Annotated in this window: 21 protein-coding genes, 1 tRNA gene and 1 pseudogene; 14 read left to right on the forward strand and 9 right to left on the reverse strand. The window is 50.2% G+C overall.

The features are described from left to right. Positions 1-56 precede the first annotated feature (56 nt). Positions 57-2,914 (reverse strand): annotated as a pseudogene (locus tag CBR65_RS07240) (TonB-dependent receptor). Between the two features lie 379 nt (positions 2,915-3,293). On the opposite strand from CBR65_RS07240, the gene CBR65_RS07250 reads away from it, so the two are divergent. Together CBR65_RS07250 and CBR65_RS07255 are read left to right on the forward strand one after the other, a co-directional pair. Next, the gene (locus CBR65_RS07250; protein ID WP_087466239.1) at positions 3,294-4,388 is read left to right on the forward strand and encodes a hypothetical protein; all 1,095 of its coding nucleotides are present in this window, start codon (positions 3,294-3,296) and stop codon (positions 4,386-4,388) included. Further along, positions 4,389-5,123, forward strand: coding sequence for a hypothetical protein (locus CBR65_RS07255; protein WP_087466240.1), 735 nt, complete (start codon positions 4,389-4,391; stop codon positions 5,121-5,123). A gap of 178 nt (positions 5,124-5,301) precedes the next feature. Here CBR65_RS07255 and CBR65_RS07260 read toward each other — a convergent pair whose 3' ends face one another. From CBR65_RS07260 to CBR65_RS07285, 6 genes are all read right to left on the reverse strand, one after another. After that, positions 5,302-6,435, reverse strand: coding sequence for an acyltransferase (locus CBR65_RS07260; RefSeq protein WP_157672007.1), 1,134 nt, complete (start codon positions 6,433-6,435; stop codon positions 5,302-5,304). 171 nt (positions 6,436-6,606) lie between these two features. After that, a tRNA-Ala gene (locus CBR65_RS07265) sits at positions 6,607-6,682 on the reverse strand. Positions 6,683-6,742: 60 nt separating this feature from the next. Then, entirely contained in the window at positions 6,743-8,254 is a 1,512-nt protein-coding gene (gene gltX / locus CBR65_RS07270) for a glutamate--tRNA ligase (RefSeq protein ID WP_087468965.1), read from the reverse strand. Between the two features lie 131 nt (positions 8,255-8,385). Then, positions 8,386-8,808 (reverse strand): VOC family protein, encoded by a 423-nt coding sequence (locus tag CBR65_RS07275; RefSeq protein WP_087466242.1) that lies wholly within the window; start codon positions 8,806-8,808, stop codon positions 8,386-8,388. Positions 8,809-8,860: 52 nt separating this feature from the next. Beyond that, positions 8,861-9,199: an antibiotic biosynthesis monooxygenase family protein gene (locus CBR65_RS07280; protein WP_087466243.1), complete on the reverse strand. Its 339-nt coding sequence runs from the start codon at positions 9,197-9,199 to the stop codon at positions 8,861-8,863. Between the two features lie 112 nt (positions 9,200-9,311). Beyond that, positions 9,312-10,598, reverse strand: coding sequence for an NAD(P)/FAD-dependent oxidoreductase (locus CBR65_RS07285; protein WP_087466244.1), 1,287 nt, complete (start codon positions 10,596-10,598; stop codon positions 9,312-9,314). A gap of 151 nt (positions 10,599-10,749) precedes the next feature. On the opposite strand from CBR65_RS07285, the gene CBR65_RS07290 reads away from it, so the two are divergent. From CBR65_RS07290 to CBR65_RS07345, 12 genes are all read left to right on the forward strand, one after another. Further along, a complete protein-coding gene (locus tag CBR65_RS07290) occupies positions 10,750-11,073 on the forward strand; it encodes a metalloregulator ArsR/SmtB family transcription factor (protein ID WP_087466245.1) in 324 nt (107 codons plus the stop codon). A 28-nt stretch (positions 11,074-11,101) separates the two neighbouring features. Next, a complete protein-coding gene (locus tag CBR65_RS07295; RefSeq protein ID WP_087466246.1) occupies positions 11,102-11,638 on the forward strand; it encodes a rhodanese-like domain-containing protein in 537 nt (178 codons plus the stop codon). Positions 11,639-11,693: 55 nt separating this feature from the next. Beyond that, positions 11,694-12,527 carry a sulfite exporter TauE/SafE family protein gene (locus CBR65_RS07300; RefSeq protein ID WP_087466247.1) on the forward strand — a complete coding sequence of 278 codons (834 nt, stop codon included), beginning with the start codon at positions 11,694-11,696 and terminating at the stop codon, positions 12,525-12,527. A gap of 107 nt (positions 12,528-12,634) precedes the next feature. Beyond that, positions 12,635-13,342 (forward strand): MBL fold metallo-hydrolase, encoded by a 708-nt coding sequence (locus CBR65_RS07305; RefSeq protein WP_087466248.1) that lies wholly within the window; start codon positions 12,635-12,637, stop codon positions 13,340-13,342. Positions 13,343-13,359: 17 nt separating this feature from the next. Continuing rightward, a complete protein-coding gene (locus tag CBR65_RS07310; RefSeq protein ID WP_087466249.1) occupies positions 13,360-14,430 on the forward strand; it encodes an efflux RND transporter periplasmic adaptor subunit in 1,071 nt (356 codons plus the stop codon). Positions 14,431-14,443: 13 nt separating this feature from the next. Continuing rightward, positions 14,444-17,662, forward strand: coding sequence for an efflux RND transporter permease subunit (locus CBR65_RS07315; RefSeq protein ID WP_087466250.1), 3,219 nt, complete (start codon positions 14,444-14,446; stop codon positions 17,660-17,662). Between the two features lie 129 nt (positions 17,663-17,791). Next, positions 17,792-18,187, forward strand: coding sequence for a DUF6165 family protein (locus CBR65_RS07320; protein ID WP_087466251.1), 396 nt, complete (start codon positions 17,792-17,794; stop codon positions 18,185-18,187). Positions 18,188-18,214: 27 nt separating this feature from the next. Further along, positions 18,215-19,276, forward strand: coding sequence for a lipopolysaccharide heptosyltransferase I (gene waaC, locus CBR65_RS07325; protein ID WP_087466252.1), 1,062 nt, complete (start codon positions 18,215-18,217; stop codon positions 19,274-19,276). A gap of 20 nt (positions 19,277-19,296) precedes the next feature. Then, the gene (locus CBR65_RS07330; RefSeq protein WP_087466253.1) at positions 19,297-20,322 is read left to right on the forward strand and encodes a CDP-glycerol glycerophosphotransferase family protein; all 1,026 of its coding nucleotides are present in this window, start codon (positions 19,297-19,299) and stop codon (positions 20,320-20,322) included. 23 nt (positions 20,323-20,345) lie between these two features. Beyond that, positions 20,346-21,119, forward strand: coding sequence for a glycosyltransferase family 2 protein (locus tag CBR65_RS07335; protein ID WP_087466254.1), 774 nt, complete (start codon positions 20,346-20,348; stop codon positions 21,117-21,119). Between the two features lie 55 nt (positions 21,120-21,174). After that, the gene (locus CBR65_RS07340) at positions 21,175-23,349 is read left to right on the forward strand and encodes a lipopolysaccharide kinase InaA family protein (RefSeq protein WP_232461381.1); all 2,175 of its coding nucleotides are present in this window, start codon (positions 21,175-21,177) and stop codon (positions 23,347-23,349) included. Positions 23,350-23,393: 44 nt separating this feature from the next. Then, entirely contained in the window at positions 23,394-24,371 is a 978-nt protein-coding gene (locus CBR65_RS07345; RefSeq protein ID WP_087466255.1) for a glycosyltransferase, read from the forward strand. 44 nt (positions 24,372-24,415) lie between these two features. On the opposite strand, the gene CBR65_RS07350 is transcribed toward CBR65_RS07345, so the two are convergent. Together CBR65_RS07350 and CBR65_RS07355 are read right to left on the reverse strand one after the other, a co-directional pair. Next, the gene (locus CBR65_RS07350; RefSeq protein WP_087466256.1) at positions 24,416-25,192 is read right to left on the reverse strand and encodes a hypothetical protein; all 777 of its coding nucleotides are present in this window, start codon (positions 25,190-25,192) and stop codon (positions 24,416-24,418) included. A 271-nt stretch (positions 25,193-25,463) separates the two neighbouring features. After that, complete coding sequence (locus tag CBR65_RS07355; protein ID WP_157672008.1) at positions 25,464-26,435, reverse strand: glycosyl transferase family 90; 972 nt, start codon at positions 26,433-26,435, stop codon at positions 25,464-25,466. Between the last annotated feature and the right edge of the window lie 30 nt (positions 26,436-26,465).

Below are 26,465 nucleotides of genomic sequence, written 5' to 3' on the forward strand. Positions count from 1 at the left end.
TACAAATGCTGAAAAAAAGCCCGACCGAAGTCGGGCAAGCTTTTGAGGGACTGGGTTTAAAATTTGGCACGAACGCCGAAGGTATAAAGCGCACCGGTATCTTCAAAACCGACAAACTGGTTTTCATAACGCCCGTACCTGCTCACGGTTTCGCCGGTCACGTTGCTGCCTTCAACAAAGAAGGTAATACCGTTCAGCAGCGCATAGCTGGCACTGACATCAACCGCACCGTATTCATCGTAGTGAACTGGCTCATTACTGGGACCGTTGAACACACGGCCCAGGAACGGCGTTCGGTAGTTGTAGGCTACACGCAACTGCAAACCGTCTTTGTCATAAAACAGCGTGGCATTTCCTGTGTCGCTGATACCGGGTAAGGCAAAGGTTTCTGTCGCGCCGGCAGCACTGAGCGAAGCGCTACTATTAACAAAGGTGTAGTTGGCAGCCACACCGAAACCATTATCAAAGACATGCGCCCAGTTGAGCTCAGTACCTTCGATGGTCGCAGATTCACCGTTTTGCGGACGCGTCACCATAAAGGTTTGCCATTCGGGATCTTCTACCTCAATACCTTCAAAGACCTCAGGCAAACTCATGGTCACGATAAAGTCTTCAATCTCTTTGCGATAAAATGCCACCGAAACCAAATTGGAATCGCCATAATAATATTCGAATGACAGATCATAATTGCGCGAAACAAATGGCTTCAGGTTCGGGTTATTACCGCGTGCAGTACGTGTAGAAATGGTAGTTGTGCCGTACGAAGTATAAGGAGCCAGCGCAGTCAAGGTGGGACGTGTCAAGGTTTCGCTGGCTGCTGCACGAATATAAAACTCATCCGTCACTTCCAAGCGCGCATTCAACGACGGTAACCAATTATCGTACTCATTATCCATCGCAATAGGCGTGCCGGCTTCATCGGCAAACTGTTGCACCAACCACGGTGATGGTGGTTGATCAGGCTCCGAGGTTTCGCGTTCCAGCCCAACAAGAACTTGTGATGTGCCCGTTGAGGTTAATTCTGTCGAGGTGTAACGCACGCCGCCCGATACATACAACGGCATATCCATCACGGCAAAGTCAGAAGCCGCTTCAAGATAAAATGAGGTAACGTCCTCCTCAATAACATAAGAGTCATTGGATTTCACCGCATCCCAACTGCTGCCGTTGGCAATAAAGGCTTCTTTGGATGCGATACCCGCCGGTGTATCCGCGCGCGTTCTTCCATCAATATTTTCGGCCATCCAATTGCGGTAAGCGACGGGATCAATCATATAAACATCGCCATCCAGGCCGCCGAACACGTCGCCCGAACTTAACACGCCTGTCACAATGTTGTTGTAATCAATCTCCTGTTGCGTCGCGAGGCCGTGGTACATGCGACGGATCAAATCCGGTGTTGCCCAATACTCTGTCGCTTTTTCTGCAACAGTATTATTTGCACCGAACCTCACCGCGCTCAAATAAGAATCTTCCAGCGGTTTCCACTCGACATCCAATTTGAATTCGTGGTTTTTGGCTTTGTTATAAATGCCATCGTTTGATGTAAGCCGCGCGCGCAAATCCTGCATATTCGCGCTGCCCATCTCCGGCACAACCGCTGCCGGGTCAGCGTATTCAATGGTCGGAATGCCGCCGTTGGAGGTAAGCAGATAACCCGGGCGATCCAAAAACTCCAGGATGTACATGCGATCCAGACCGCGATTGTCGAGCACCGCTTCGGACACCGACACATCCGCCACCAGTCGCCACTCATCGGTAATATTCCACTCGGCATTAAAGCCGCCAACAGTGGATTCGGTGGGCCGCTCAGTCGTCGTCAACGCGTGGGCGTAACCGGAGATGTTATAGCCCTCGTCATAGCCATGGTTGATCACATTATAGAAGCCGTGTTCATCCACTTGATTGAGTGGCGACAGCGTCGGCGCCCAAAGGTAGGAGCCGGTCCAATACTGCGAGGTGGAGGTATCGTATTTGGAGTGGATGACATCCGCCGTCAGCACCAGATCATCAGTAGGACGCATTTGAAAAACCAGATTGCCGCCGATGCGCTCGCGGGTTTCATTGGTCACGCCACGATACAAATTCTGGATACGATACGTGTCCTCCTCCAGACCATCACCGGAATAGGCGTAACCGCCCGCCCAACCTTGTGATGGATTGGTAAAGGTCAGAAAAGGCTCTTCTGTGGTTTTGGAGATATGCTCGTTGGTGACGGTGTATTTATCCGTGGAGCGTTCCTGATAGGTCACCGACGCCAGCACGCCAAACATGTCATCGTTAAAGGTATTGCTGACGATAAACGAACCCTGCGGGCTGGTATCGCCGCTGTTCTCTTCGTACATACCTTTAAGGCTGCCCGCAAAATGGAAGCCATCGAAATCGAACGGACGCGCGGTGACGATGTTGATGGTACCGCCGAGCCCGCCCTCTTTCAGACCGGCATTGGAGGTCTTGAACACATCCACCGTGCGCACCAATTCAGACGCGATAGTGTCAAAGCTGAACGCCCGCTCCTCGTTCTCACTCGCGGGTGTCCGCCCGTTGATCAGCACCGCACTGAAATCCGGCCCGAGGCCGCGAATACTGACAAAGCGCCCTTCCCCCCCGCGCGATCAATCGCCACGCCGGGCACGCGCTGGAGCGAATCCGCCACGTTATTGTCCGGAAATTTACCGAAATCCTCGGCGGAGATGCTGTCTGACACCAACTCTGAATTACGCTTTTTATCCACACTGCGGCTCAAACTGCCCGCAATACCGGTCACGATGACCTCTTCCAATAAATTCGCTTCCGCGGGCTCAGTGGTCTGAGCCTGGGCCTGGAGATTGGCCATGGATGCCATAGCGGTAAGTACAGCTACCGACAAGGTCGACTTTCTAAACATACACTGCCCTCCTCCGGACAATTGCATTTTTTCAATGCTTAAAATTGTTGTGGTGCAGAACCCCCTGACCGAACAAACCACAAATGAAGTTCATGACACGCAGCAAGATCATTACCAAGGTAGGAAAAAGCGTCGACTCACTTTGACGGAAGTATGAAAAATGACCCGGAGCAGTTTTGCTGCATAAGTGAACCTTTAGGTATGTTTTTGATTTTTAATTGTATTTTAGGGTTGCGAGATATTAGAAAGTGTAGCGGGTTCTGGCATTCACGATGAATGTGGATAAAGTGCACCACCGTTTTGGAGCACCTTTTTGTCGCCAAAAATATGCCTCCTTCACACCCGGTTCCGACAGCCTGTGATAATCTCCGCGCCTGACTCCATCACATTCATAAGGACTTGCCCCATGAGCCAACCCGCTTCTCTTGTTCATAAACGCTCCACCGTCTTAACCGCCAACGATGCAAAAAAGTTTGTCTTCTTCTCCGGCATGACCAAAGGCGCAACCGGCCGCCCCATCAAGATCAACGCCAGCTTACTGCCCCATTTTATCGCCTTGGTCGACCCCAAAACCCACGACGGCCAAGCCGTCATCCACCACATCCAGAGCCTGCGCGCCACCGCCGGCCAAGCCAGCAGCATGCAAAATATCAACAATGCCTTTGAGCATATGGACCGCGTGAAGAACGTGCAGATTTGCTACAAGATTTTGCAGCTGGATACGGGGAGCCCGGTGACGGTTTATATAACGGATGTACGGGCGGCTTATGTGGGGGATGGGAGGAAGGCTGGGCTTTATAACGCACTGAAGTCGGGTTCAACTGCGGATGTCAGAGAAGCTAAGGGACCGATAATTTCAAGTCCAAAAGCCGTAATCAACGGAGTTTCGCCCTCCTTCATCCGGGCAGGCGTAAATGCGCTGGAAGTAAGTGCTTCCACTTCGGTCGCTCTATTCTACAACCCGGCACATGTCGTTAATGAACTTGGGAGTTGGAGAAACACCGCCCGCAAGGCAACTAACGCGAACTCCGCCGCGATGGCCCTTGCCGAGGTGCTGATGAAAAATCAGAAAAATCGCACCTCTACGCTCAACTGGTACATTGAGGGTGAAGGTACGAATCTGTTGGCCAAAGCTTTGGAAAAAATCTCCGGCGAGCTCACCCAGCAAAAGTTTCGGTTCGTTAATCCAACTGGGGATGTTGTCTCCACTATCAAGCAACTCAAACAAAAGAAGGCTCAGTTTGTTACTGAAAGCGATCTTATTTCTTACAATGGCAAGCGAGCTTCAGCAGTAGCCATTTCCAGTCAATTGCATCGCCTTGCATCCAGCATCGCCGTTGAAAAGGGCAAGCACGGTTTTGACCAACGAGAAAAAAATACCAAGAAGATGATTGCGGACCACTCGCGCGGTGGCTCAGCCATGGCCGGGGCAAATAATATGCTTAAAGCTGGCCAAACAACCTTTGCCGATATGCTGAAACAAGCCCAAGGGGTCTTCTAAATGAGCAACCAGATTCTTAGCCCGGATTATCAGAACTCCCCATTAATCGTTTATAGCCTCGACGGAGTCGAACTCGTGTTGCGCTTGCCGCAGCACGATGGTGACTATACCCCGAGGCTGGCAGCAAGCGACCTCGATATCCTCGACCACAAGCTCTATGAACAGGGAAGGCAGGTGAGTTATCACTATTTGATGCTAATTGAAAACTCCTGGACGTATCGCTTCGCCAATTCACCTATCGATGCTGGTCATATCCTGTTAAGCATGGCGGTAACGCACTGTGAAGGTGAATTGAATAAAACCTATAACTTCCTCAACAAAGCATCATTTTCTGAGTGGATACTCGATCGTTTACAACAACACTATGGAGAACTTATTGAAGAGGAGATTCTGGAGTTAAAACTCAACGAACTCCCGATCATCGAAGAAGAGATGTGGCAGTACCCCAAAACTCCAGTCGAATTAACGTTCTTTGAAAAGGATGGTGCGCATTGGTGTTGCGGCTGGACCGGGCATCCCAGTATTGGCCAGCTCGATCCTTTTATCAGATTCCCTATCAACAAATCTCATTTAGTGGAAATTGGGATTAGGTTCGGTGGGTTTAATCCGGAACACTTTGACTCAAAGGAAACTGTCGACGAAATAAAAGAAGCTTTGTTACACGAATTTCTCAGTCACATACACGTCACTTACCCATCTAACGTTCGGGATGAAATGAAAAGGCAGCCGGTGTAGCTCTGCAATGACGAATGATGCAGCCAGCTGCATCGCGTCAGCTCTCGATGAACAACGACCGCACTCTTGGTGAAACGCGCAGCGCATCTTTGCGCTATAGGTGACAACACAGAAAAACTATAAGCGACCACATCGGTTAATGACGAAAATTAATCTACCGCAATTAACTCTTAGCACCTTAAGCGCGACTAACTATTTTTTTGGCCATTGCAATACCAACAACTTCAACATGAGTATATGTCATTCGAGCAATAAAATAAGTAACTAACGTGACTACAAAATAATTAAAAAACAACTGAGCATCCGGCACAAAAAAACTAAACTCCATGCCAACAAAAATATCTATAATAAAAAAATGGATAAGATACATTGAAAACGAAACCTTTCCCACCTCTCGAAGAACACGATGAGCCAAAAAACTATAACGAGAAAAAAGGCATGCCAGACCATAAAAAGATACAGCGGATGAAACAGGTATAAAAACTGTATCAAACAACGGTTTAAAAAAATATAGCAATAACGATACAATAGTTGCGCAAAAAAATATTAAACATAGAAAAACAGTGCCGTGCTCTTTCTTTTTGTAGAAAAAATTATAGTGCAATAAAAAACCAACAATAAACACAGGCGCCTGATTTACAAAATTCCAGTAGCCAAGACTATACGCATGGACAACTGTTTCTGTAAAAAATACAAGATAGGAATATAAGACTAATGACAAAAAAATAGACACGACCAATGTAACGGATATAGCACGCCAAGAGCCATGAATAAGATTAAATATAAAAGGGAAAATCAAATAGAAAAGAAACTCAACACCAATAGACCAACCTCCAGGAACAACATCATTAAAAGCCTCCATATTTAGCCCATGTAACAACAAGAAATGCCAAACAACTTTTGCATACTCGAAATTTTCAAAACCTCGATCAAAAAAGACCAAGATCGAGTAAAAAAGAATGCCGAGATAGTACATAGGCACTATGCGAAAATATCTACGAATGTAAAATTTACTTACGGCATTGGGCTCACCCATACGACCAGCATAAGTTAAACATAGCGTGAATGCGGATAGCACAAAAAAAAGCTGGACTCCCATACGCCCATAACTACAAAGGCTCGAAACCAATCCACTCACATTGGGTGTCGCAGGACTTACATGGGTAATAATTACCATTAAAATGGCAACCCCACGCAACGCATCAATAAATCCTAAATTCTGTTGGCTATCACTATATTTAAGCTTATGCACCGAATTAACATTATTTTGATGCATTAAAAACTTCTCCTTTATCAAAGATATCGATGACATATAAAATTTCCTTATATCTTCATGATAACCACTGCCAATCGTGGTAACTGGGACGTAGTAACAGCAAACTAAATGATTGGCAAAACCCTCAGAAGATGTCGAAATATCTGAAACAATCCAAAAACAAAAAAACCCCCACCTATCTTGCATAGGTGGGGGTTTTCATTTATTTGGTGGAGCTTAGCGGGATCGAACCGCTGACCTCAACACTGCCAGTGTTGCGCTCTCCCAGCTGAGCTAAAGCCCCAAGGTATTGCGTTGGCTTCGTCCTGAAGCGGGGCGCATTGTATCACCAGACTTTCGACTGTCAAGCGTCCGGCGCGGCTTCTTCGGTGGCTTGGCCCAAGGCGCTATAGACCTTTTCCAGGTCTTTTTGCTTGTTTTTGCCGAAGCCACCCAAGGCATTAACGGCGTGGCGCAGGCGGGCGCGGCTCATGTCGGGGCCTATGATGACCATGGAGTCCATGACCGAGAAGGAGGCGGTGGTGCCGGCGATGGCGACGAAGATCGGCGCCAGGGCGTCCTTGAGTTTGATGCCCATTTGTTCGGCCAGCAGTTTGAGTTCATTGAAGATCTCGTCCCGCTCCCAGGTGCGCAGGGCTTCCATGCGCCAGAGGGCGAATTGCAGCAGTTCTTTTTGTTTGTCGACTGGCAGCTTGTTGGCGGCGAAGTCGGCTTCGGCCACATTCAGCATGCCGGATACCAGGAAGCTGGCCAGTGGGGCGAAGTCGCTCAGGGTGTTCATGCGCGGTTGGGCGTGGGGCAAGGCCTGTAGCAGCATGTCTTTATTAAAAGCCCATTGATGCAGACGTGCGGCGAGCTGTTCGATGGTGAAGTTTTCGCGAATCCACAGGCTGTTGAGCCAGCTGAGCTTTTCCACGTCGAAGATCGGGCCGCCGAGGGAGACGCGGTTGATGTCGAAGTGTTCCTGCATTTCGGCAAGGGTGAATTTTTCGCGCTCGTCGGGCATGGACCAGCCCATACGGCCGAGGTAGTTGAGCATGGCTTCGGGCAGGTAGCCCATGCGCTTGTAGTACAGGATGCTGGTGGGGTTTTTGCGCTTGCTGAGCTTGGATTTATCCGGGTTGCGCAGCAACGGCAAGTGGCACAGTACCGGCGCTTGCCAGCCGAAGTATTCGTACAACTTCAGGTGCTTGGGCGCGGAGTTGATCCACTCTTCGCCGCGAATGACGTGGGTAATTTCCATCAGGTGGTCGTCGACCACGTTGGCCAGGTGGTAGGTGGGCATGCCGTCGCCTTTGAGCAGTACTTGCATGTCCACTTGCGACCATTCGATCTCGATCTTGCCGCGCAGCACGTCGTCGATAACGCAGACGCCCTCTTCCGGGATTTTCATGCGGATCACGTAGGGCTCGCCTGCGGCCAGGCGGCGTTGCACTTCTTCGTCGGACAGCAGCAAACCACGGCCGTCGTATTTAGGGGTTTCACCGCGCGCTTGTTGTTCGCGGCGCATTTCGTCCAGCTCTTCGGCGGTGGCGAAGCAATAGAAAGCGTGGCCTTTGACAACCAGTTCTTCGGCGTATTGGCGATACATGCCCATGCGTTCGCTTTGGCGGTAGGGACCGTGGGGGCCACCGACGTCCGGGCCTTCATCCCAATCCAGACCGAGCCAGCGCAGGCTGTCCAGGATGGCTTGTTCAGATTCTGGCGTGCTGCGGGTTTGGTCGGTATCTTCAATGCGCAGCAAAAACTGGCCGCCGTGTTGACGCGCGAAGCACAGGTTAAAGAGCGCAATGTAAGCGGTGCCGACGTGCGGGTCGCCGGTGGGGGATGGGGCAATACGGGTACGAACGGTCATGGTGCGCCTTTTTTGCTCATGGGTTTTGTTCATGGACTGGAACGGGAAAAAGGCGGGCATTATACGCTATGAATGCGGGATAACGAGGCTCCTGTCAGCGACTCTGTTATCCCGTTAGCGAAAGCCGATAATCAGTGGCCGTACAACTGCATACTCAATTCCTGATCCCAATACGCCGCCTCGATCTTGTGACCTTCCGGATCGCGAACGTAGCAGCCGTAATAAGGATCACCATACAGCGGGCGAGGTCCGGGCGGGCCATCGCAGGTGGCGCCGGCTGCAATGGCAGCATCGTAGAAGGCGTTCACTTCTTCTTTATTATTGGCGAAGAAGCCAATGTGAAAACCATTGCCGACGCTGGCGGGTTTGCCGTTGATCGGCACCTGCACCCAGAACTCCGGGTATTGTTTGCCGTAGGCCACGGCGTCCGGGTGCTCCATAACGATGCCGATACCCAGACTGGGTAACACGGCATCGTAAAACGCCTTGGCGCGGGCAAAATCGTTAGTGCCTATAGAAAGGTGAGAAATGATGCTGGGGTTGTCGTTGCTCATAATTCCCTCGCTTGGTTTGGTCGTGTTAGTTGATCACCGTTTTATCCATCACTTACATGGCAATGGGTTGATAACTACCCATCTCCACCTTGATGCCGAGCCGTTCCGTAAACGCCTGCGCGTTAAAACCACTGGATTTGTGCGCCGCCATCACCGCGTTACGAGCATTGTCGATGGATTGCTGATCCTGCCATTCCACCAGCGTCGCTATCTGGACGGTTTCATCAGGCAAGGGTTGTTCGAGCAGGAAATCCTGAATAAAACCGGGTTGGTTGCGCAACAGTTGGTGGGCGCTTTTGACTTTGGCGAGGAATTCTTCGCGAACGCCGATCGGCACGATGAATTTATCCAGGCGATAAACTCGATGGGAAGACGGTGAGCTCTCTGTCATGGCAATGCTCCTGATTGTGGAAAGCAGCTCAGGTTAATCTGTGCTGCCGTATCCAGAATAAGTGCGACCTTTGACAGAGTGCGTCAGTAGTCTTTGTTTTAACTACCAGACATTAAAAGTGATGCATTTTTTTATCCAGCCGCCGCAGGCCAATCGCATCAAGCATCCATTTTTCATAGAAGGGTTCGGAGACGCCGGATTTCATCTTGGCGATAAAATATTTCTCGAACGCAATCTTGGCGAAATGCGCCCACTTGCCCTGTTTGTACCACATGATATTGCGCGGCGGCAGTTGCGGAACGGCAATAAACGCGGCGCCGGTATCGCCCATATCCGCTAAACAAAATGCACTCCAACTGCCTTCTGCATCCGCCGGTTTTCCGGCTAATTCGTCGCGAATGTTATGGACCAGCGCGGTCATCATCGACTCGATCATATAACCGGTTTTCGGTGCCCCCGTGGGGACCGGCGTTTGCTCAATGGGTGGAATAGCGACACACACGCCAGCAGAAAAAATATTGGCATAGCGGGTGCTGCGCTGGTGTTTATCAATCAGCACAAAACCGCGCGGGTTGCATAACCCCTCGACCTTGGCAACGGCATCCACACCTTTGAATGCGGGCAGCATCATGCAGTGCACAAAAGCCAGCTCGTGCTCGGTAAGGGGCTGGCCGTGCGCGTCCACTTCATCGACAAAGAGTTTGCCGGCTTCCACGCGTTTGGTTTTCGCGTTGGTGATCCAGTTGATATGACGCTTGCGCAATTCGGATTCCATCATGCCTTTGGAGTCGCCCACACCACCAAGCCCCAGATGGCCGATATAGGGCTCGCTGGTCACAAACGTGATGGGTACACGATGGCGAATATTGGCGCGACGCAACGCCGTATCCAGAATAAAAGCGTATTCATACGCCGGACCAAAACAACTGGCACCTGGCATTGCACCAATCACCACTGGGCCGGGATTTTCCAATAATTTTTTAAAGTCCTCGTGGGCTTTTTCGGCGTGGTCGAGGGTACAAACCGATTGGGTAAACCCGTGCGGACCAGCCCCCGGGATTTCTTCAAATGCCAGGCGAGGTCCGGTCGCGACCACCAGATAATCGTAATCCACCTGCTCGCCGTCATTGAGTATGATCCGCTGATTCACCGGATCTATCTCGTCAACCCGCTTGGCGATAAATGCAATGCCTTTCTTTTCCAGATAGGGACGAATCGGGAAACTGATTTGTTCCGATTCTCGCCAACCCACCGCTCGCCAGGGGTTGGACGGAACGAATTGAAAATTCTCCCGCTCATTAATGACCGTCACCTGATGTGCTGCACCCAGGGCATCGCGCATTTCATAAGCCCCGGCCATACCCCCCAAACCTGCGCCGATAAAGACCACGTTGGCCATAAATCACCTCGTTAATAGGACGTTGCGGATCAGGAGAAGCATGCGCACTGTCTGATGCCCCTGCTGTATTTACATCATAGACCACTAAATTAGAAGTTGCTAAATTAATTTCTGCTAATATAATTAACCTAAACAATCCTGAGGACTATCCATGAACGCACCCATGCTTGATGTGGCAGGCCTAAGCGACATGCGGGAGCACGCGCAAAAAGCGGCTGCCTTGCTTAAGGCGCTGGCTAATGAGAATCGCCTGATGATCATGTGCACGCTGATCAGCGGTGAGATGTCAGTAGGCGAACTCAATGAAAAGATTCCATTAAGCCAGTCTGCCCTGTCGCAACATCTGGCGAGTTTGCGCGAAGCGGGGCTGGTAACGACCCGCAAGGAAGCACAAACCGTGTTTTATCAACTAAGTGGTAATGAAGCGATGAGGATCATCGCTGTTTTACAGTCAATTTATTGCCCAAGCGAATAACGCTTTTTTACAGCTCTGGAGACGCACTATGAACCACAAACGTATTCACCCGGTTGATTTACTGTCCGACAAGAGCGCCGACCTGTGCATTCTGGATGTCCGCACCGCAGCGGAAGTGCAAGCGGCAGGTTTACCTGGCTGCTTACATATTCCCTTGCACGAACTGACGCCGGAACGCCTGCAAGCCGAAATCGAAAAAAGCGGCAAAAGCGACTCTTGCGTTTACCTGCTCTGCCAAGGCGGCAAACGCGCTGAAATGGCGGCAGATCAACTTCATGGCAAAGTGGATATGGAGCTTTGCATTATTGAAGGCGGCATGAATGCAGTTAAACAATCCAATATCGAGATTGCCAAAAGCGGCCGCAAAGTCATCTCGCTGGAACGCCAGGTGCGCATAGTGGCGGGCTTGCTGGCGCTGACCGGCGTGGTTCTCGGTACCTGGTATGCACCCGGCTTTTATGCCCTGGCAGGTCTGGTGGGCGCCGGGCTTACATTCGCTGGTCTGACGGATATTTGCCCGATGGGCATGCTAATCGCCAAGGCACCCTGGAACAAAGCCGCCTAGGTTATTCGGCAGGAATTGATCCACCACAAGAACATCAACCCGCTGGAAGGTAACAATGGTACTGCTGATAGGACTCTTGATTGGTTTGGTATTGGGGCTTACAGGCGCGGGGGGTTCAGTATTTGCCGTACCGTTGTTGGTGCTATTGACCGGGATGCCAATCACCGAAGCCGCTGGGATTTCACTGGGTTCCGTTGCCGCGAGCACCTTATATGGCAGTGTGCGCAATAGCCTCAAGAACCAGAGTAATCAATCGATCCTCTGGTTACCAGGTGCAATTTTAGCGCTGGTCGGTGCGGTCACCGCCCCCTTTGGAAAATGGCTGGGCCTACAGATTCCAGAGATGATTTTACTGACCAGTTTCAGCCTGTTAGCCATGGTGATTGCGGTGCGCATGTGGCGCGGTGCAACACGCGATCCGGACGCCGCCCGTGTCGTGCGAGCCGGGAATTTTGCCAACACGCCCCAGCCCGACCTGCTGTGCAACCTGAGCCACACCGGCCAGTTTGAACTTCGCCCCCGCTGTGTCAGCGGCTTGTTGGTCGGCGGTGTATTGGTGGGCTTGTTGTCAGGGCTGTTTGGCGTGGGGGGCGGCTTTTTGATTGTGCCACTGCTGTTGGTATTGAGCCCGATCAGCATGATGCAGGCGGTCAGCACCTCTCTGGTGATCATCGCCGCCGTGAGTGCTTCCGGGTTTGCGAGCCATTTGTTAATGGCCAATCAAAACGACTGGTCATTATTGGGTTTGGTCGCTATTGGCGGCGTGCTGGGCATGATGCTCGGCCAGGCCATCAGCCACAAGATCGCCAACGCGCTGTTGCAAAAGATCTTTGCCGTGAGCCTGCTGGTGATTGCGTTGATCACCTTGATCAGCAAAACCCTGCTGTAAACACCCGTAGGTCGGATTAGTCAGAGACGTAATCCGACATCTCGCTGCTCCTGATCTATGTCGGATTACGCCTGACGGCTAATCTGACCTACGTTAACGAGGCTACTATGATTTTTCGCCAATTATTTGAACGTGAATCCAGCACCTATACCTATCTCATCGGCTGCGAACAAACCCGCGAGGCCGCTTTGATCGACACAGTTAAGGAGGAAGTCCCCAAGTATCTGCAATTGTTGGAAGAGCTGGATTTGACCTTAGCTTATGCACTGGATACTCACACGCATGCCGACCACATTACCGGCGCTGGCGACCTGCGCGACGCCACCGGTTGCACAACCTTGCTGGGTGAAAACGCCAACTCCGTCTGTGTTTCGCACCCCCTGCGGGATGGCGATGAGATTCACATCGGCACTCTTACATTAACAGCGCTGTTCACCCCCGGCCACACCGATGACTCCTACAGCTTTGTGCTGAAGCACCAGGACCAAACCTACGCATTTACGGGCGATACCTTGCTGATTCGCGGCACCGGGCGCACCGACTTTCAGAATGGCAATGCCGCTGATCAATATCACAGCCTGTTCGACAGGCTGTTGCAGTTACCCGAAGACACCCTTGTGTATCCTGCCCACGATTACAAAGGCTGGATGCTCAGCACTATCGGCGAAGAAAAAGCCCATAACCCGCGTTTGCAAGTCAGGGACCTGCCCGCCTACGTGCAGTTGATGAACAACCTGAAGTTGCCCAACCCGAAGATGATGGATGTCGCTGTACCGGCCAATCGCCGCTGTGGCCAAGCGCTGGAACAACACTGATTGTTGAGGATAAAACCATGGATCTGAAACGCGCTGCCTTGAGTTTTTTGCTGCTGAGCCTGATTGCCTGTTCCGATAAAACACCGCCGAACGCGCAAGCGAATAATCCGGCCGTTGAGGGTTTGGCCAGCGAAACGGTGGCGCTCTCCATTGTGGAGCGGGAGTTACGTTTTGACGGTGTCATCGAGGCACTCAACCAGGCTACGGTCACCGCGCAAACCGCCGGCCGCATTGTGGAGCTGCCCGTCGACGTCGGCGATTACGTTGAAAAAGGCCAGCTGATTTTGCAGATGACGGACACTGAACAAAAGGCGCGCGTCGCCAGCGCCCAAGCCGCACTGGATGCCGCCCGTGCCCAACTGACCGATGCCAGTGCCCAGTTTCGACGGATGCAAGACTTGTTTGCCAAACAGCTAATTGCCAAGGCGACCTTTGATCAAACCGAAGCCGCGTTTAAATCGGCACGCGCCCGCACCGAGGCTGCTGAAGCGGCGGTGCAAGAGGCACAACAACAACTGGATTACACCCGGCTGCACGCCCCCTACAGCGGCATTGTGTTGAGCCGGGCCGTGAAAGTCGGCGAGTCAGTCGCGCCCGGCACACCCTTGATGACGGGTCTCTCACTGGAGCAATTACGTGTGCGGGTGGATATTCCCCAGCAACATATTGGCCCGGTGCGCAAGTTCAAACATGCGCGCATCCCACTCGCCAGCGGCGTCGTTCTGGATACTACCGATATGCGTATCCCGCCCGGCGCCGATGCCCAAAGCCATAGCTTTCCTGTATTGGTTAACCTGCCGGAAGGCGACCATCAATTATTCCCCGGTACCTTGATCAAGGTTGGCTTCGTGGTGGGTGCGGAAGAACGGTTGCTGATTCCCGCCGGTGCGGTGGCGCAGCGGGGCGAAATCAATGGCGTGTATATCAAGCACGACCAGCGGCTGGAGTTCCGCCACGTTAATCTCGGCTCACGCACCAGCGACAACCGCTACCCGGTGCTGGCAGGCTTGAATGTGGGCGAGGTGTTGGTGCTTGATCCGGTGGCCGCCGCCGGCGTCTATAAACAATCCCCTTCCATCGATCACTAAGAGAGCGCCCGCCATGGACAAAAAATCCCTGGGTCTTTCAGGACGGATCGCACAGGCGTTTCTCACTACCGAAATCACGCCGCTGCTGGCACTGACCGGTTTGCTGTTGGGCATCTTTGCGGTGCTGATCACTCCGCGCGAAGAAGAACCGCAGATCAACGTCACCTTCGCTAACGTGTTTATCCCCTTTCCCGGCGCCTCCTCGACAGAGGTGGAGTCCCTGGTAACCACACCGGCAGAGCAGATTGTGTCCGAGATCGAAGGTGTGGAGCATATCTACTCCGCCTCCTCACCGGGCATGGCTGTGTTGACCGTGCGTTTTGAAGTGGGCCAGCCGCGTACGGACGCCATCGTGCGTTTGTACAATGCCTTCTACGCTAACGCGGACTGGCTACCCGCCAATGCCGGCGTGGGCCAGCCCTTGATCAAACCCAAAGGTATCGATGATGTCCCTATCGTTACCGGCACCTTGTGGAGCAAAAACCCCGACATCACCGGCAGCGATCTGGTTCGTATCGCCCGGACGATGCAAACCGAATTGCAACGCGTACCTGGTACCCGTGACATCGACATCATCGGCGGGCCGGACCAAGTGGTGCGCGTCACCTTCGATCCCCATCGGCTGGCGGCTTTCAAGTTGACACTGGATGACCTGCGCAAGGCGCTCGGCGGTGCTAATACCTCGGCAGCGGCCGGTTCGCTGGTGGATGAGGGGCAGGAGGTATTGGTACAGGCGGGTAACTTCCTGATGCAAGTGGAAGATGTTGCCGATCTGGTAGTGGGCGTGCATCAACGTGCGCCGGTCTTTTTACAGGATGTTGCCGATGTCAGCGTTGGCCCGGATACCGCCGAACGCTATGTCACCCATGGCTTGGGCCCGGCATCGGGCACAAGCGGCCGCTACAACGCTGTCACTCTGGCAGTGGCCAAAAAACCCGGCGAAAACGCCGTGGATGTTGCCGAGCAAGTCATTGCCCGTTTTGAACACATGAAGGGCGTTCATTTTCCGGATGGCGTGGAAGCGAGCATCACCCGCAACTACGGCGCGACAGCCCAGGACAAAGCCCAGACCCTGATCAAAAAACTGATCTTCGCCACGCTGTCGGTGATCCTGCTGGTCTTGATGGCGTTGGGCAAACGCGAAGCCCTGGTGGTGGGTGCAGCCGTTATTGTGACCCTGGCGATCACGTTATTCGCCTCCTGGGCCTGGGGCTTTACCCTTAACCGGGTATCGCTTTTTGCCCTGATCTTTTCCATCGGCATCCTGGTAGACGATGCGATTGTGGTGGTGGAGAACATTCACCGTCATATGGCCCTCGGCAAGCTGTCGCTGACCGAAGCGATTCCTGTCGCGGTCGATGAGGTGGGCGGCCCGACCATCCTGGCGACCTTTACCGTTATCGCCGCCCTGCTGCCCATGGCGTTTGTCACTGGCTTGATGGGGCCGTATATGCTGCCCATTCCTATCAATGCATCCACCGGGATGCTGATTTCCCTTGCTGTAGCCTTTATTTTTACGCCCTGGCTTTATCACCGGCTGTTTGCCAGGGCGGTGCACGCAGGCCACGACAACCACGAGAGCCAGGAAAAACCGTCACGATTCCTGCGCTTTTTTACCCGGGTGATGACGCCATTTCTCGGGCGTGAGTCCGGGCGCAAAGCGCGCTTGTGGCTCTTGGCAGGCATCCTCGGGTTGATCGTTATGTCGATGGGCCTGGCGGTAGTGCAAGCCGTGATCCTGAAGATGTTGCCTTTCGACAATAAAAGCGAATTTCAGGTGGTGGTGGATATGCCCGAAGGCACGCCATTGGAAACCACCCACCAGGCCTTGCAAGCCTTGGCCGATAAACTCGAGACGATTCCCGAAGTCAGCGATTACCAACTTTACGCCGGCACGGCGGCGCCGATTAACTTTAACGGGCTGGTCCGCCAATACTATTTGCGCCGCGAACCGCATCAGGGCGACATTCAGGTCAATCTGGTCGACAAGCATTATCGGGATCGCAAAAGCCATGACATCGCCCTGGCCACCCGCGCCGCGCTATTACCGGTTGCCCTCACTCACGGGGCCAATATCAAAGTCGTCGAAGTGCCACCGGGGCCGCCCGTCATGGCGCCGCTGGTGGCGGAAATATACGGTTTGGACTATCAACGCCAATTGGCAATAGCAACCCAGGTCAGCGATATCTTTGCCACAACACCCCATGTCGTGGATGTTGATAACACCGGGGAAGCGCCGCAAACCAAGTTACTGGTCACAATAGATCGCGCCCGCGCTGCGCGGCTCGGCGTTGACCAGCAGGCCGTGGTCGCAGCGATTAATGCGGCCTTGAATGGTGAGGATGCAGCCTACCTTCACAGCAACCATGCGCGCGTTGCCATTCCCCTGCGCCTGGAGCTGCCGTCGGGCGAGAAACATAATCTTGAATCCGTATTAAGTATTCACGTGCGTGCGCGGGATGGCTCACTTGTACCGCTTTCCGAGGTCACCCAGGTAGTACAAGGGGTACGCGACCAAACCATCTATCACAAGGATTTGCTGCCTGTGGTGTATGTCACCGGTGATGTCGCCGGCGGCACTGACAGCCCTCTTTATGGCTTGGCTGCCGTAGCAAGCCAGTTGGCAGATACCCCCATCGACGGCGCACCACTGGAGCAATTTTTTAACAGCCAACCGGAAAACCCCTACCGCTGGAGCCTGAAATGGGACGGTGAGCTGCAAGTCACCCTTGATACCTTCCGCGATATGGGCATCGCCTATTCGGTCGGCTTGATCATGATTTATCTATTGGTGGTCGGCATGTTCCGCAGCTATTCGGTGCCGTTGATCATCATGGCGCCGATCCCGCTGACGCTGATCGGCATCATGCCCGGTCATGCGCTGCTCGGTCAGCAGTTCACCGCGCCCAGCATGATCGGCATGATTGCGCTGGCAGGCATCATTGTGCGCAATTCCATTCTGCTGGTGGACTTTATCCAGCAGGAAGTCCGCAGCGGCAAAAGCCTGGAAGATGCCACTATTAACGCCGCCGCCGTGCGCGCCCTCCCTATCGGCTTAACGGCGCTGGCAGCCATGATGGGCGGATTTTTTATCATCGACGATCCCATTTTTGGGGGCCTGGCGGTCTCGTTGATCTTCGGCTTGCTCGTCTCTACCGTGCTGACGCTGGTGGTCATCCCGGTGGTTTATTACGCCTATCACTATCAGGCAGCCACCATTAGCCGAAGCTGAGCGATTTTTAGACCTGCTCCACAGGACTCACCCGCCCAGGCAAAGGCCATCGCACACAAACGGATACACAAGCGATGGCTTTTGTTAAGATGTGCGCCCTGTGAAAACAGCTAAAAAGAGACCCGGACCATGTTGATTCAAGCACCTATTTCCCTCGGCGAACTCATCGACAAGATCACTATTCTTGAAATCAAAGCCGCCAATATCACCGACGCAGGCAAACTCGCTAACGTCAAGCATGAACTGGATGTTCTCAACAACACCGTCGACCAATTACTCGACCAAGCCGGTAAAGCCAAACTGGCACCGTTGCAAGCCTCACTTAAAAACATCAATCAACAGCTGTGGGTTATTGAAGACGATATTCGCGATTGCGAGCGCGCCAAAGATTTCACTGAACAATTTATTGAGCTGGCACGCGCGGTGTATTTCACCAACGACAAACGCGCCGCGGTCAAAAAAGATATCAACCTGGCGTTTGGTTCTGAGCTGGTTGAAGAAAAGTCTTACCAGAATTACCAATAAATTGATCATCAGCCACAGCGACCCTGCATGAAAATCCTGCTGATAAAAATGTCCTCCATGGGGGACATTTTTCACACCTTCCCTGCTATTACCGACCTCAAGGAAAAATATCCCGAGGTGGTGATTGATTGGGTCGTGGAAGAAGGTTTTGCTGAAATTGCTGCCTGGCATCCCGCTATCCGCCGGGTTATTCCGATTGATCTGCGCCGCTGGATGAAACAAAAAAACTGGTCCAGCTGGAGTGCTTTTCGCCAATGGCGCAAGGCATTAAAAAGTGAGCACTACGATTGTGTGATTGATGCGCAAGGTTTACTGAAAAGTGCCCTTGTTACCCGCTTCGCCAGTGCTGATACCTTACACGGCTATGATAAAAAATCGGCACGCGAATCCATCAGCAGCCGGTTTTATTCACATACTCACGCAGTATCCAAAGAACAACACGCCGTAGAAAGAACTCGCCAGTTATTTGCCAGCATTTTTAGCTACACACCACCACCTGCGTTGAACTTCGGTATTAACCAGAATTTCGCACGGGTGCAAAAAGACAGCCGTAAGCTGGTCTTTATTATTGGTACCAGCTGGACAACAAAACTCTGGAGCACTGCCCACTGGCAGACCCTGGCTAAAATCGCCGTTGAACAAGGTTACAATCTGGAAATTATTTGGGGCAGCGAAAGCGAAAGAATTATTGCTGATCAAATCATGGCCGTTTGCCCAACCGCCAACCGACCGCAACAGCGTTTATCGATCACCACCATTGCTGAAAAGTTGGTAGAAGCCGCCGGCGTCATCGGTTTGGATACCGGTTTCTCCCACTTGGCCGGCGCGCTCGAAACACCTACTATCGCACTCTATGGCCCCACGTCGCCCATCAAGGTCGGTTTAATCGGCGCTCATACGTGCAACCTGCAAATGGAAAACCCACTGGATTGCATACCTTGCCATAAGCGCAGCTGCCGTTTACTTCCCGAACACAGCAGCGAAACACCGCCGTGTATGACGGGCATATTGGCTGTGCAGGTGTGGAATAATTTACAGCAGAAACTTCCCGATGCATCGGGCACAGATCCCTCACCACGTTTGTCATGAACCGAGTCAGGTAAATACCCATGGTAAAACATTATTTATTTTACGGTTCAGAACGCTACACCTTGGCCATCATGCGTCCTATAGACGAAGCCATAAAAGCCCGTGGCGGTAAAGTTGCCTGGTTTTTTGGCGGACCCGGCGCCGAGGATTTGCTGGACACTGACGAGCTGTTAAATTCGGTGGAAGAAGTAAAGCAATGGAATCCCATCGCTGTTATTACACCGAATAATCTGGTGCCGCATTTTTTTCCCGGTGTAAAAGTACAAACATTTCACGGCTTCGATGCCGGCAAACCGCGACACATTTATATTCGTGGCCTGTTTGATATGTATTGCACTACCGGCCCGCAGGACACACGAGCATTTCAGGCGCTGGCGGACAAGCTGCAATATTTTCGCGTGGTTGAAACCGGGTGGCCCAAGCTGGATGGTTTTTTTCAAAACGTACCTCCGGAATTGCCACCCGTAAAAGAAAAACCGGTCGTCCTTTACCACTCCACTTTTTCACCCTCGTGGAGTGCCGCCGAAACCCTGTACCCCGAAGTCAAACGCTTATCGCAATCGGGACGCTGGCAGTGGATAGTTACCTTGCATCCCAAGATGCATGCAGAAACGGCAGCGAAGTTCAAAGCCCTGGAGAGCGAACACCTCACCTTCGCCACCAACGACAATATTCTGGAACTGTTTCCGCAAGCGGACGTAATGTGTTCTGACACCTCATCCGCGCTCAGTGAATTCCTGCTGACCGGCAAACCTGTTGTCACCTTCAAGAACCGCCGTCCTGGACCACAATTAATCGATATTGATGAGCCTGCAGATTTCGAACCAGCGATTGAGCGCGCGCTATCGCGTCCCAAGGAACTAATGGATGCCATTGATCATTTTGGCAAGGAAATTCACCCCTATCGCGACGGCCGTTCAGCAGAGCGAATTCTGGATGCGATAGATCACTTTATTACCCAAGGCGGAAAAAATGCCCGCCCCAAACCCTGGAACTTGTTGCGTAAGTTCAAGATCAGAAAGAACCTGGGTTATTGGGGAAAATAAGTTTCCATAAGGGAAGCCTTATCATGTCATACGAACAGACACCTATCAGTGCTTATCTGATTACACTCAATGAAGAAGCGCATCTGGAGGAGGTATTGGCTAGTCTGGCTGAGGCAGATGAAATTGTAGTTGTTGATTCCGGCTCTACCGATCGAACATTAGCCATTGCGGAAAAATACGGGGCACGAATTGTTTATCAACCTTGGCTCGGCTTCGCGAAACAAAAAGCATTTGCCATGGCGCAATGTACCCATGATTGGGTAATTAACCTCGATGGTGATGAAGTGTTGCCAGCCGAGGGAGTTCGAACTATAAGGCAAGCTATTATTGAACATCCTGGCCGCTGCTTTGCCTTTCATCGGGATGATTATTTTATGGGTGCCAGCATGCGCTTTGCCAAGATGAAGTATTTTCGCAAGGCGTATCCCAAATCTGCTGCGAAATGGCGAGAAACTGATTTCGTTCATGAGCATATCGATATTTCACTACCCACAAAAATACTGCCGACAATCATTAAGCATTATGGGCACGATTCCACCGAAATTATTGCTGCCAAGAAAAATCGCTATTCCACACTGAAAGCGCAACAGCGTGAAGCCAAAGGTCGTCAGTTTTCTGTCTTGCGTATGCTATTAATCTACCCGGTAATGTTCCTGAAACTTTATCTATTGCATCGTTTCTGCTTATGCGGCTGGCGCGGCTTTATCAAAGCCAATATTGAAGCAGGTTATTTCTTCCTGACAGAAGCTAAATTGTTTGAAAAACAGTTTAAAACAAAGCACAACATCAAATCCTGAACATCACCCACAGATTCACCGACATTGGTCGGAACGTTAGCCAAGAGGGCAAGGTTTGAAACATCAAGTTATCAGTACATCAAGTGTCGGTTCTTACTACGGGGCAGTCGCACCGGCATTTGATGATCCACTTGTGCGCCAACAGTTAGCTGACTTACCAGCCTTATTGTCCGCCGACAAGGTCGAGCGTTTATCCCAAGGGGCTGATTACGTTGTAAAACTGCCCCTGTCCACTACAACCGGCATACAGATAATTGCGGTAAAGATATTTAAAAGACAAAGCAGGGTTAAAGACTGGTATGACCGCAAGAAAGGGTCCAAGGCAGAACGCTCTTATCGCGCAGCGATCTATCTGCAGGAACATGATATCTGCACTCCAGCTCCGGTCGCTTGGCTGGACCGCTGGGAAAATGATCGTTTACTCGAAAGTTATTACCTGTGCCTTTATGAACCCGCCATCTGCTTTCGCGATGCTTTATCAGATATCTACTATAACCAGCGAGACAATGAGCCGCTGATGAACCTCTTGTTCGCCGTTGCGCCAGCAATTCGTGCCATGCACGATGCTGGTTTCATGCATGGCGATATGGGTAATCAGAATATCCTGCTGCCTCGCAACCTGGATGGCTCTTGGGGCAAACCACTGTTGATTGATCTGAACCGCTGTACTATTCAGACACAACCACTGGATGACAAACAGCGAGCATTTGATCTGTCACGCATCATCCTGCCGGGTGCTTACCTGAAGATCTTCAAATTTATTTATTGTCATCATGAGGACATCCCTGTCTCACTCAATAAATGGGAACAAAAGTTTCGCCGGCGTTTTGAATGGCATACACGTTCGCGAAAGTACCGCCATCCCTTGCGCCATTGGAGAAATCGTCATAAAAAGATGACCAAACCGATTTATCCCTCAGGACAAAATATTTGGTTGTGGGACGAAAAGTCCGCACAACCGATGACAGTACTGGAACGTCGAGAAAAGAATCGACATCGGGATATAAAATATGTAATCAAAACTGCATGGCAATCGTTAGTTGCCATGCGGCAGATATTTAAACTTTATCACCGGATCTTAAAAGAAAGCTATCGACGGCCTATATCTATGGCCGGGCGTATCGGTGTTGCTTTACACCCCAAAACCGAATATATCATGCAGGAATTGGAGCTTCTCCAACAGCTGGGCAATCCGCCGGTATTGATTCGCTTTTGTCACCACGAAACTCCCGTCGACTGGGCACAAGGCATAGCTTTGATAGAGCAACTGCATCAGCAAGGTGTAGAGATCATGGTAGCGTTTTTACAGGATCGCCGCGCCGTGCTGGAGCCTGACAACTGGACGCATTTTTTGGAAACAGTCATCAGCGCGATCGTAGATAAGGTAGCGCATATAGAAATTACCCATGCATTTAACCGAGTGAAATGGGGCGTCTGGAGCGCAAAAGAATACGCGCAATTGATGCAACCCGCATTTGCCATTCAGGACAAATATCCACAAATAAAGCTCACCGGGCCAGCCTGTATCGACTTTGAATATCATCCAACGATTGCAGCCTTGAAGTCGCTGCCCGCTGATAGAAAGCTCAACGCCCTATCCCACTTACTTTACGTTGACCGACGTGGCGCGCCCGAACATAAACAGGGTCGTTTCTCTACCCTGGAAAAATGTGCCTTGCTAAAAGCACTGGCACAATGGTCCGACAGTTGCGACGACAAAGTGATTGTGTCAGAAGTCAATTGGCCAGTGAAATATACTGGCATCTGGTCACCCATTGGCTGCCCTTACGAAGCGCCCAAATGGCGACGTGAAGAACCCGGTGAAACCGAAGATGATTACGCCAATTACATGTTGCGCTATTTGGCCATTACACTCTGCTCCGGGCATGTCGAGCAGGTATTTTGGTGGAGGCTATCTGCGCATGGTTATGGATTGGTGGATGATCTGAATAATTTTAGAGTTCGGCCGGCGTTTAGTGCACTAGCTGTATTTTTAAAATTGATTGGGGGCGCCAAATTTATAAAGAAAAGGGTAAGCGAATCTTCAGTTTATATGTTTGATTTCGAGTCTGAATCGAAGCATATTACTATGGTTTGGCAAGTTTCATCTGCGGGGTGTAACCATACACTTCCTAAAGTTGACAGGATACTTGATAGTCAAGGGAATGAGGTTGAGAACACTCAACCTTCACCTTCACCTTTGTATTTAATCACTGACACTCATCGTTAATTTAAATTTTTTGTGAATCTTATTGTTCTGCATATGGATCAAGTATGAACATTTTAATTTTTTCAAAAGCCATACTTCCAGTTGTAGCATATGGTGGCACAGAGCGCGTAGTTTGGGACTTAGGTGAAGCTCTTGAGGAATTTGGTCATCATGTGTGGTGGCTCTCTCCAAGAGAATCGAAATTTAGGAAAGGGACTCATATTCCTTACAACCCAAAAAAGGACTTGAACAGCCAGATACCGCCACAAATAGATATAGTGCATCTACATTGCGAAACACAGGAAAAACTGAACTTTCCTTACGTCATAACTATTCACGGTAAAACGCCTCCCAGAAAAACTTTTGACAGAAATTCAATCTTCATTTCAAACGACCAAGCACAGCGATGTGGGTCAACCATATTCGTACATAACGGTTTAAATTGGAGTAACTATCCTAAACCGGATCTATCAAATAATAGGGACCGATTCCATTTTTTAGGAAAAGCTGCATGGAAGGTTAAAAATGTCAAAGGCGCCATTCAAATAGCACAGAAAGCTAAAGAGCGTATTGATATATTAGGAGGAACAAGATTAAATTTTAAAATGGGTTTTCGCTTAACTTTGACACCAAAAGCCAGATTCCACGGCATTATTGGGGGCGAGAAAAAATTTTCAGTATTGAATCAATCAAAGGGGCTTATATTTCCAGTCAGGTGGCACGAACCGTTTGGTTTGGCTGTTATAGAATCGTTATGGTTTGGTGCGCCAGTTTTTGGAACTCCTTATGGATCGTTGCCAGAATTAATAACGGATGAAATCGGTTATCTATCTAAACACTCTTCCGATCTTGTTAACGCGATACAGGATAGCGAACGCTACTGTAGAAAACGCTGCCATAGTTACGCTGGAGACTCCTTTAATAACCTAACAATGGCACATAAATACTTAGAACTATATGAAAAAGTAGCTTCAGGGAAAACGTTAAATCCAACCAACCCAATTTGCACTCAACCAGGCCAAAGCCTCCTTCCCTTCGAGTAAAAATCCGCTGAGCAATAAGCTCAGCGGAACTATTGTTTAACAATTTACGGACAATTCCCAGGCACCAGCTCAGCGCCGGTAACTCTATCATTAAGACTTGGATTTAAGGTATGGAGATTATGTGTTCCTGGCGAAAAAACACGATCTGGAGCTGCATACCAATTGTAATAAGCAGTGGGGTTTTCTTGTTGAGATGCAGGAGGCTTATCTTTCCAAACCTTTAAACATGTGCCTTGTGGTACCCAAACACTGGAGGCTACGTCATTAAATTTTTTGATCTCAGCTTGGATATGATCAACCGGCACAGGGTAAAGCCCGCCCCCCCGATTTATGTTCTTATATAAAAAAGCTACGTCACATCCTTTCGATTGACCAGTAGGTCCCCCACTCCCTGGAAAACCGAGCGGGTAAGCTTCAAAAATTATATAACTTGTCATTTTGTCATTGAAGTAACCAAGCGCTAAGTCCATTTGGGATGCAAACGCAATATACTTCAGCCCATCACCTTGATACATATTATAAGAAGTTACTTCGGGATAAGGTCCCCCCGTCGTTACACTCAGGGGCTCAACCATCAACGAGCGCCCTTCGAAGTTCCCATGCTCATACATTATTAGACACTTATCAGCAGGAACATAAACAGACGACACTCGATCATTGTATCCACCTGCAACTTCCGCCACTTTCCCGACCTGAAAGTCACTAAAAAGTAGATTGGCATTATGTTTATCTTTGTAAAAAGAAACAGCCTGGCTCGCTGATGATATTAAAACCGCTGCAAAAAACAATATAGTTTTCGAATAAAATCTTTTACTGTCCATAATAAACTCCTTGATTAATTAATACCCCTCCGAGTGAGGCCATGCCAACCCCCGAAGCGACACGAAGCTTTTCATATTTTAGCATTTATAGCAACAAAAAAATTTCGCCTCAGAAAAATACAAATAAATTTATTTATTATAGATAAAGGAGCATTAATTTAGAAAAAATCGCCGCCCCTTAAAGCACATATCTGGGCCTTTTCTTTTCTACCATTCAAGATATTAACTTTTTCGAGTTCACTTACGCAGTTTTTTGTCAACTTTAAATCCTCTAGACACTTTTTAAATAACGAAGATACTTTTCCACCACCTTTAGCGAAATAAGCAGCTCCTGCTTTTCATCTAGAAATTGCCTGAAGTAATTATTTGCGTTTTTTATAATAATGTTGGCTTCTTCTGAGCACCTATTGTAGTGGCTAACTTTTTCTTCCAAATCTGAGTAATCGTCTTTTAACAAAACATAGTGAAAATTTGGTACTAGGCTCCCCTCCATAAACCAGGTTTCAAATCGTGGTCTGCGCATAAAACATAATGAGCTGGAAGCCATAATCCATTTCAAATTAGTGGCCACATCATTACCCTCTATACTTAATATGTAACGATATTCCAACTGCTGAGGAATGGTGAGGAATGGCCGCTCATAAACGGTACGTTTTTTTTTGTGGTGAGTATCTCCAAAATCACAAACGGGATTGTCGAAGTATTGCTCTAAAAGCTTAATCCTTTCGGGTCTATTGGACTTTCCCCTCCATACCAATTTTGGAATCTTATTTTCAAAACTGAGCTCATCTTTCACCACGTAGTAATGCCGAATCTTGTTCAATTTTAGCAACACAGAGTTCTCATTACTCTGATCCGCACGAATCGGGCGGCTTTTTAAAAAAGTGGGAACATCCGGCACATCGACAATATCTCCAAAAAGGTAGGAGTAAGAAATATCCTTTGGGAAATAACGGATCAACGATTTAAAGTCCAGTGTATAAGCGGCGCTTTTCTTTCCATTATACAACTGATTATCGAAGTTCAGGTTTTCCGGCAGCACAAAAGGTGTCTGCAATTTATTGTAATAATTAACTCGCTGCATGATCGATTGCTGCTCGGCTGGACTCAGCTGATCGAACACCCTCAATATATCATCCAACTGGCGTTGCCATACTTTAGGGGGGACGAGATAGTTCAGAACACCACGCAGATAATATCTGAATTTGTAAAAATTCTTTTTTGGTTGATCGAGCAATGCCATGAATTCATACCTGACCGGGCTTCCTACAAG

It is taken from the genome of Cellvibrio sp. PSBB006, from assembly GCF_002162135.1.
In the GTDB taxonomy this organism is placed as follows: Bacteria; Pseudomonadota; Gammaproteobacteria; order Pseudomonadales; family Cellvibrionaceae; genus Cellvibrio.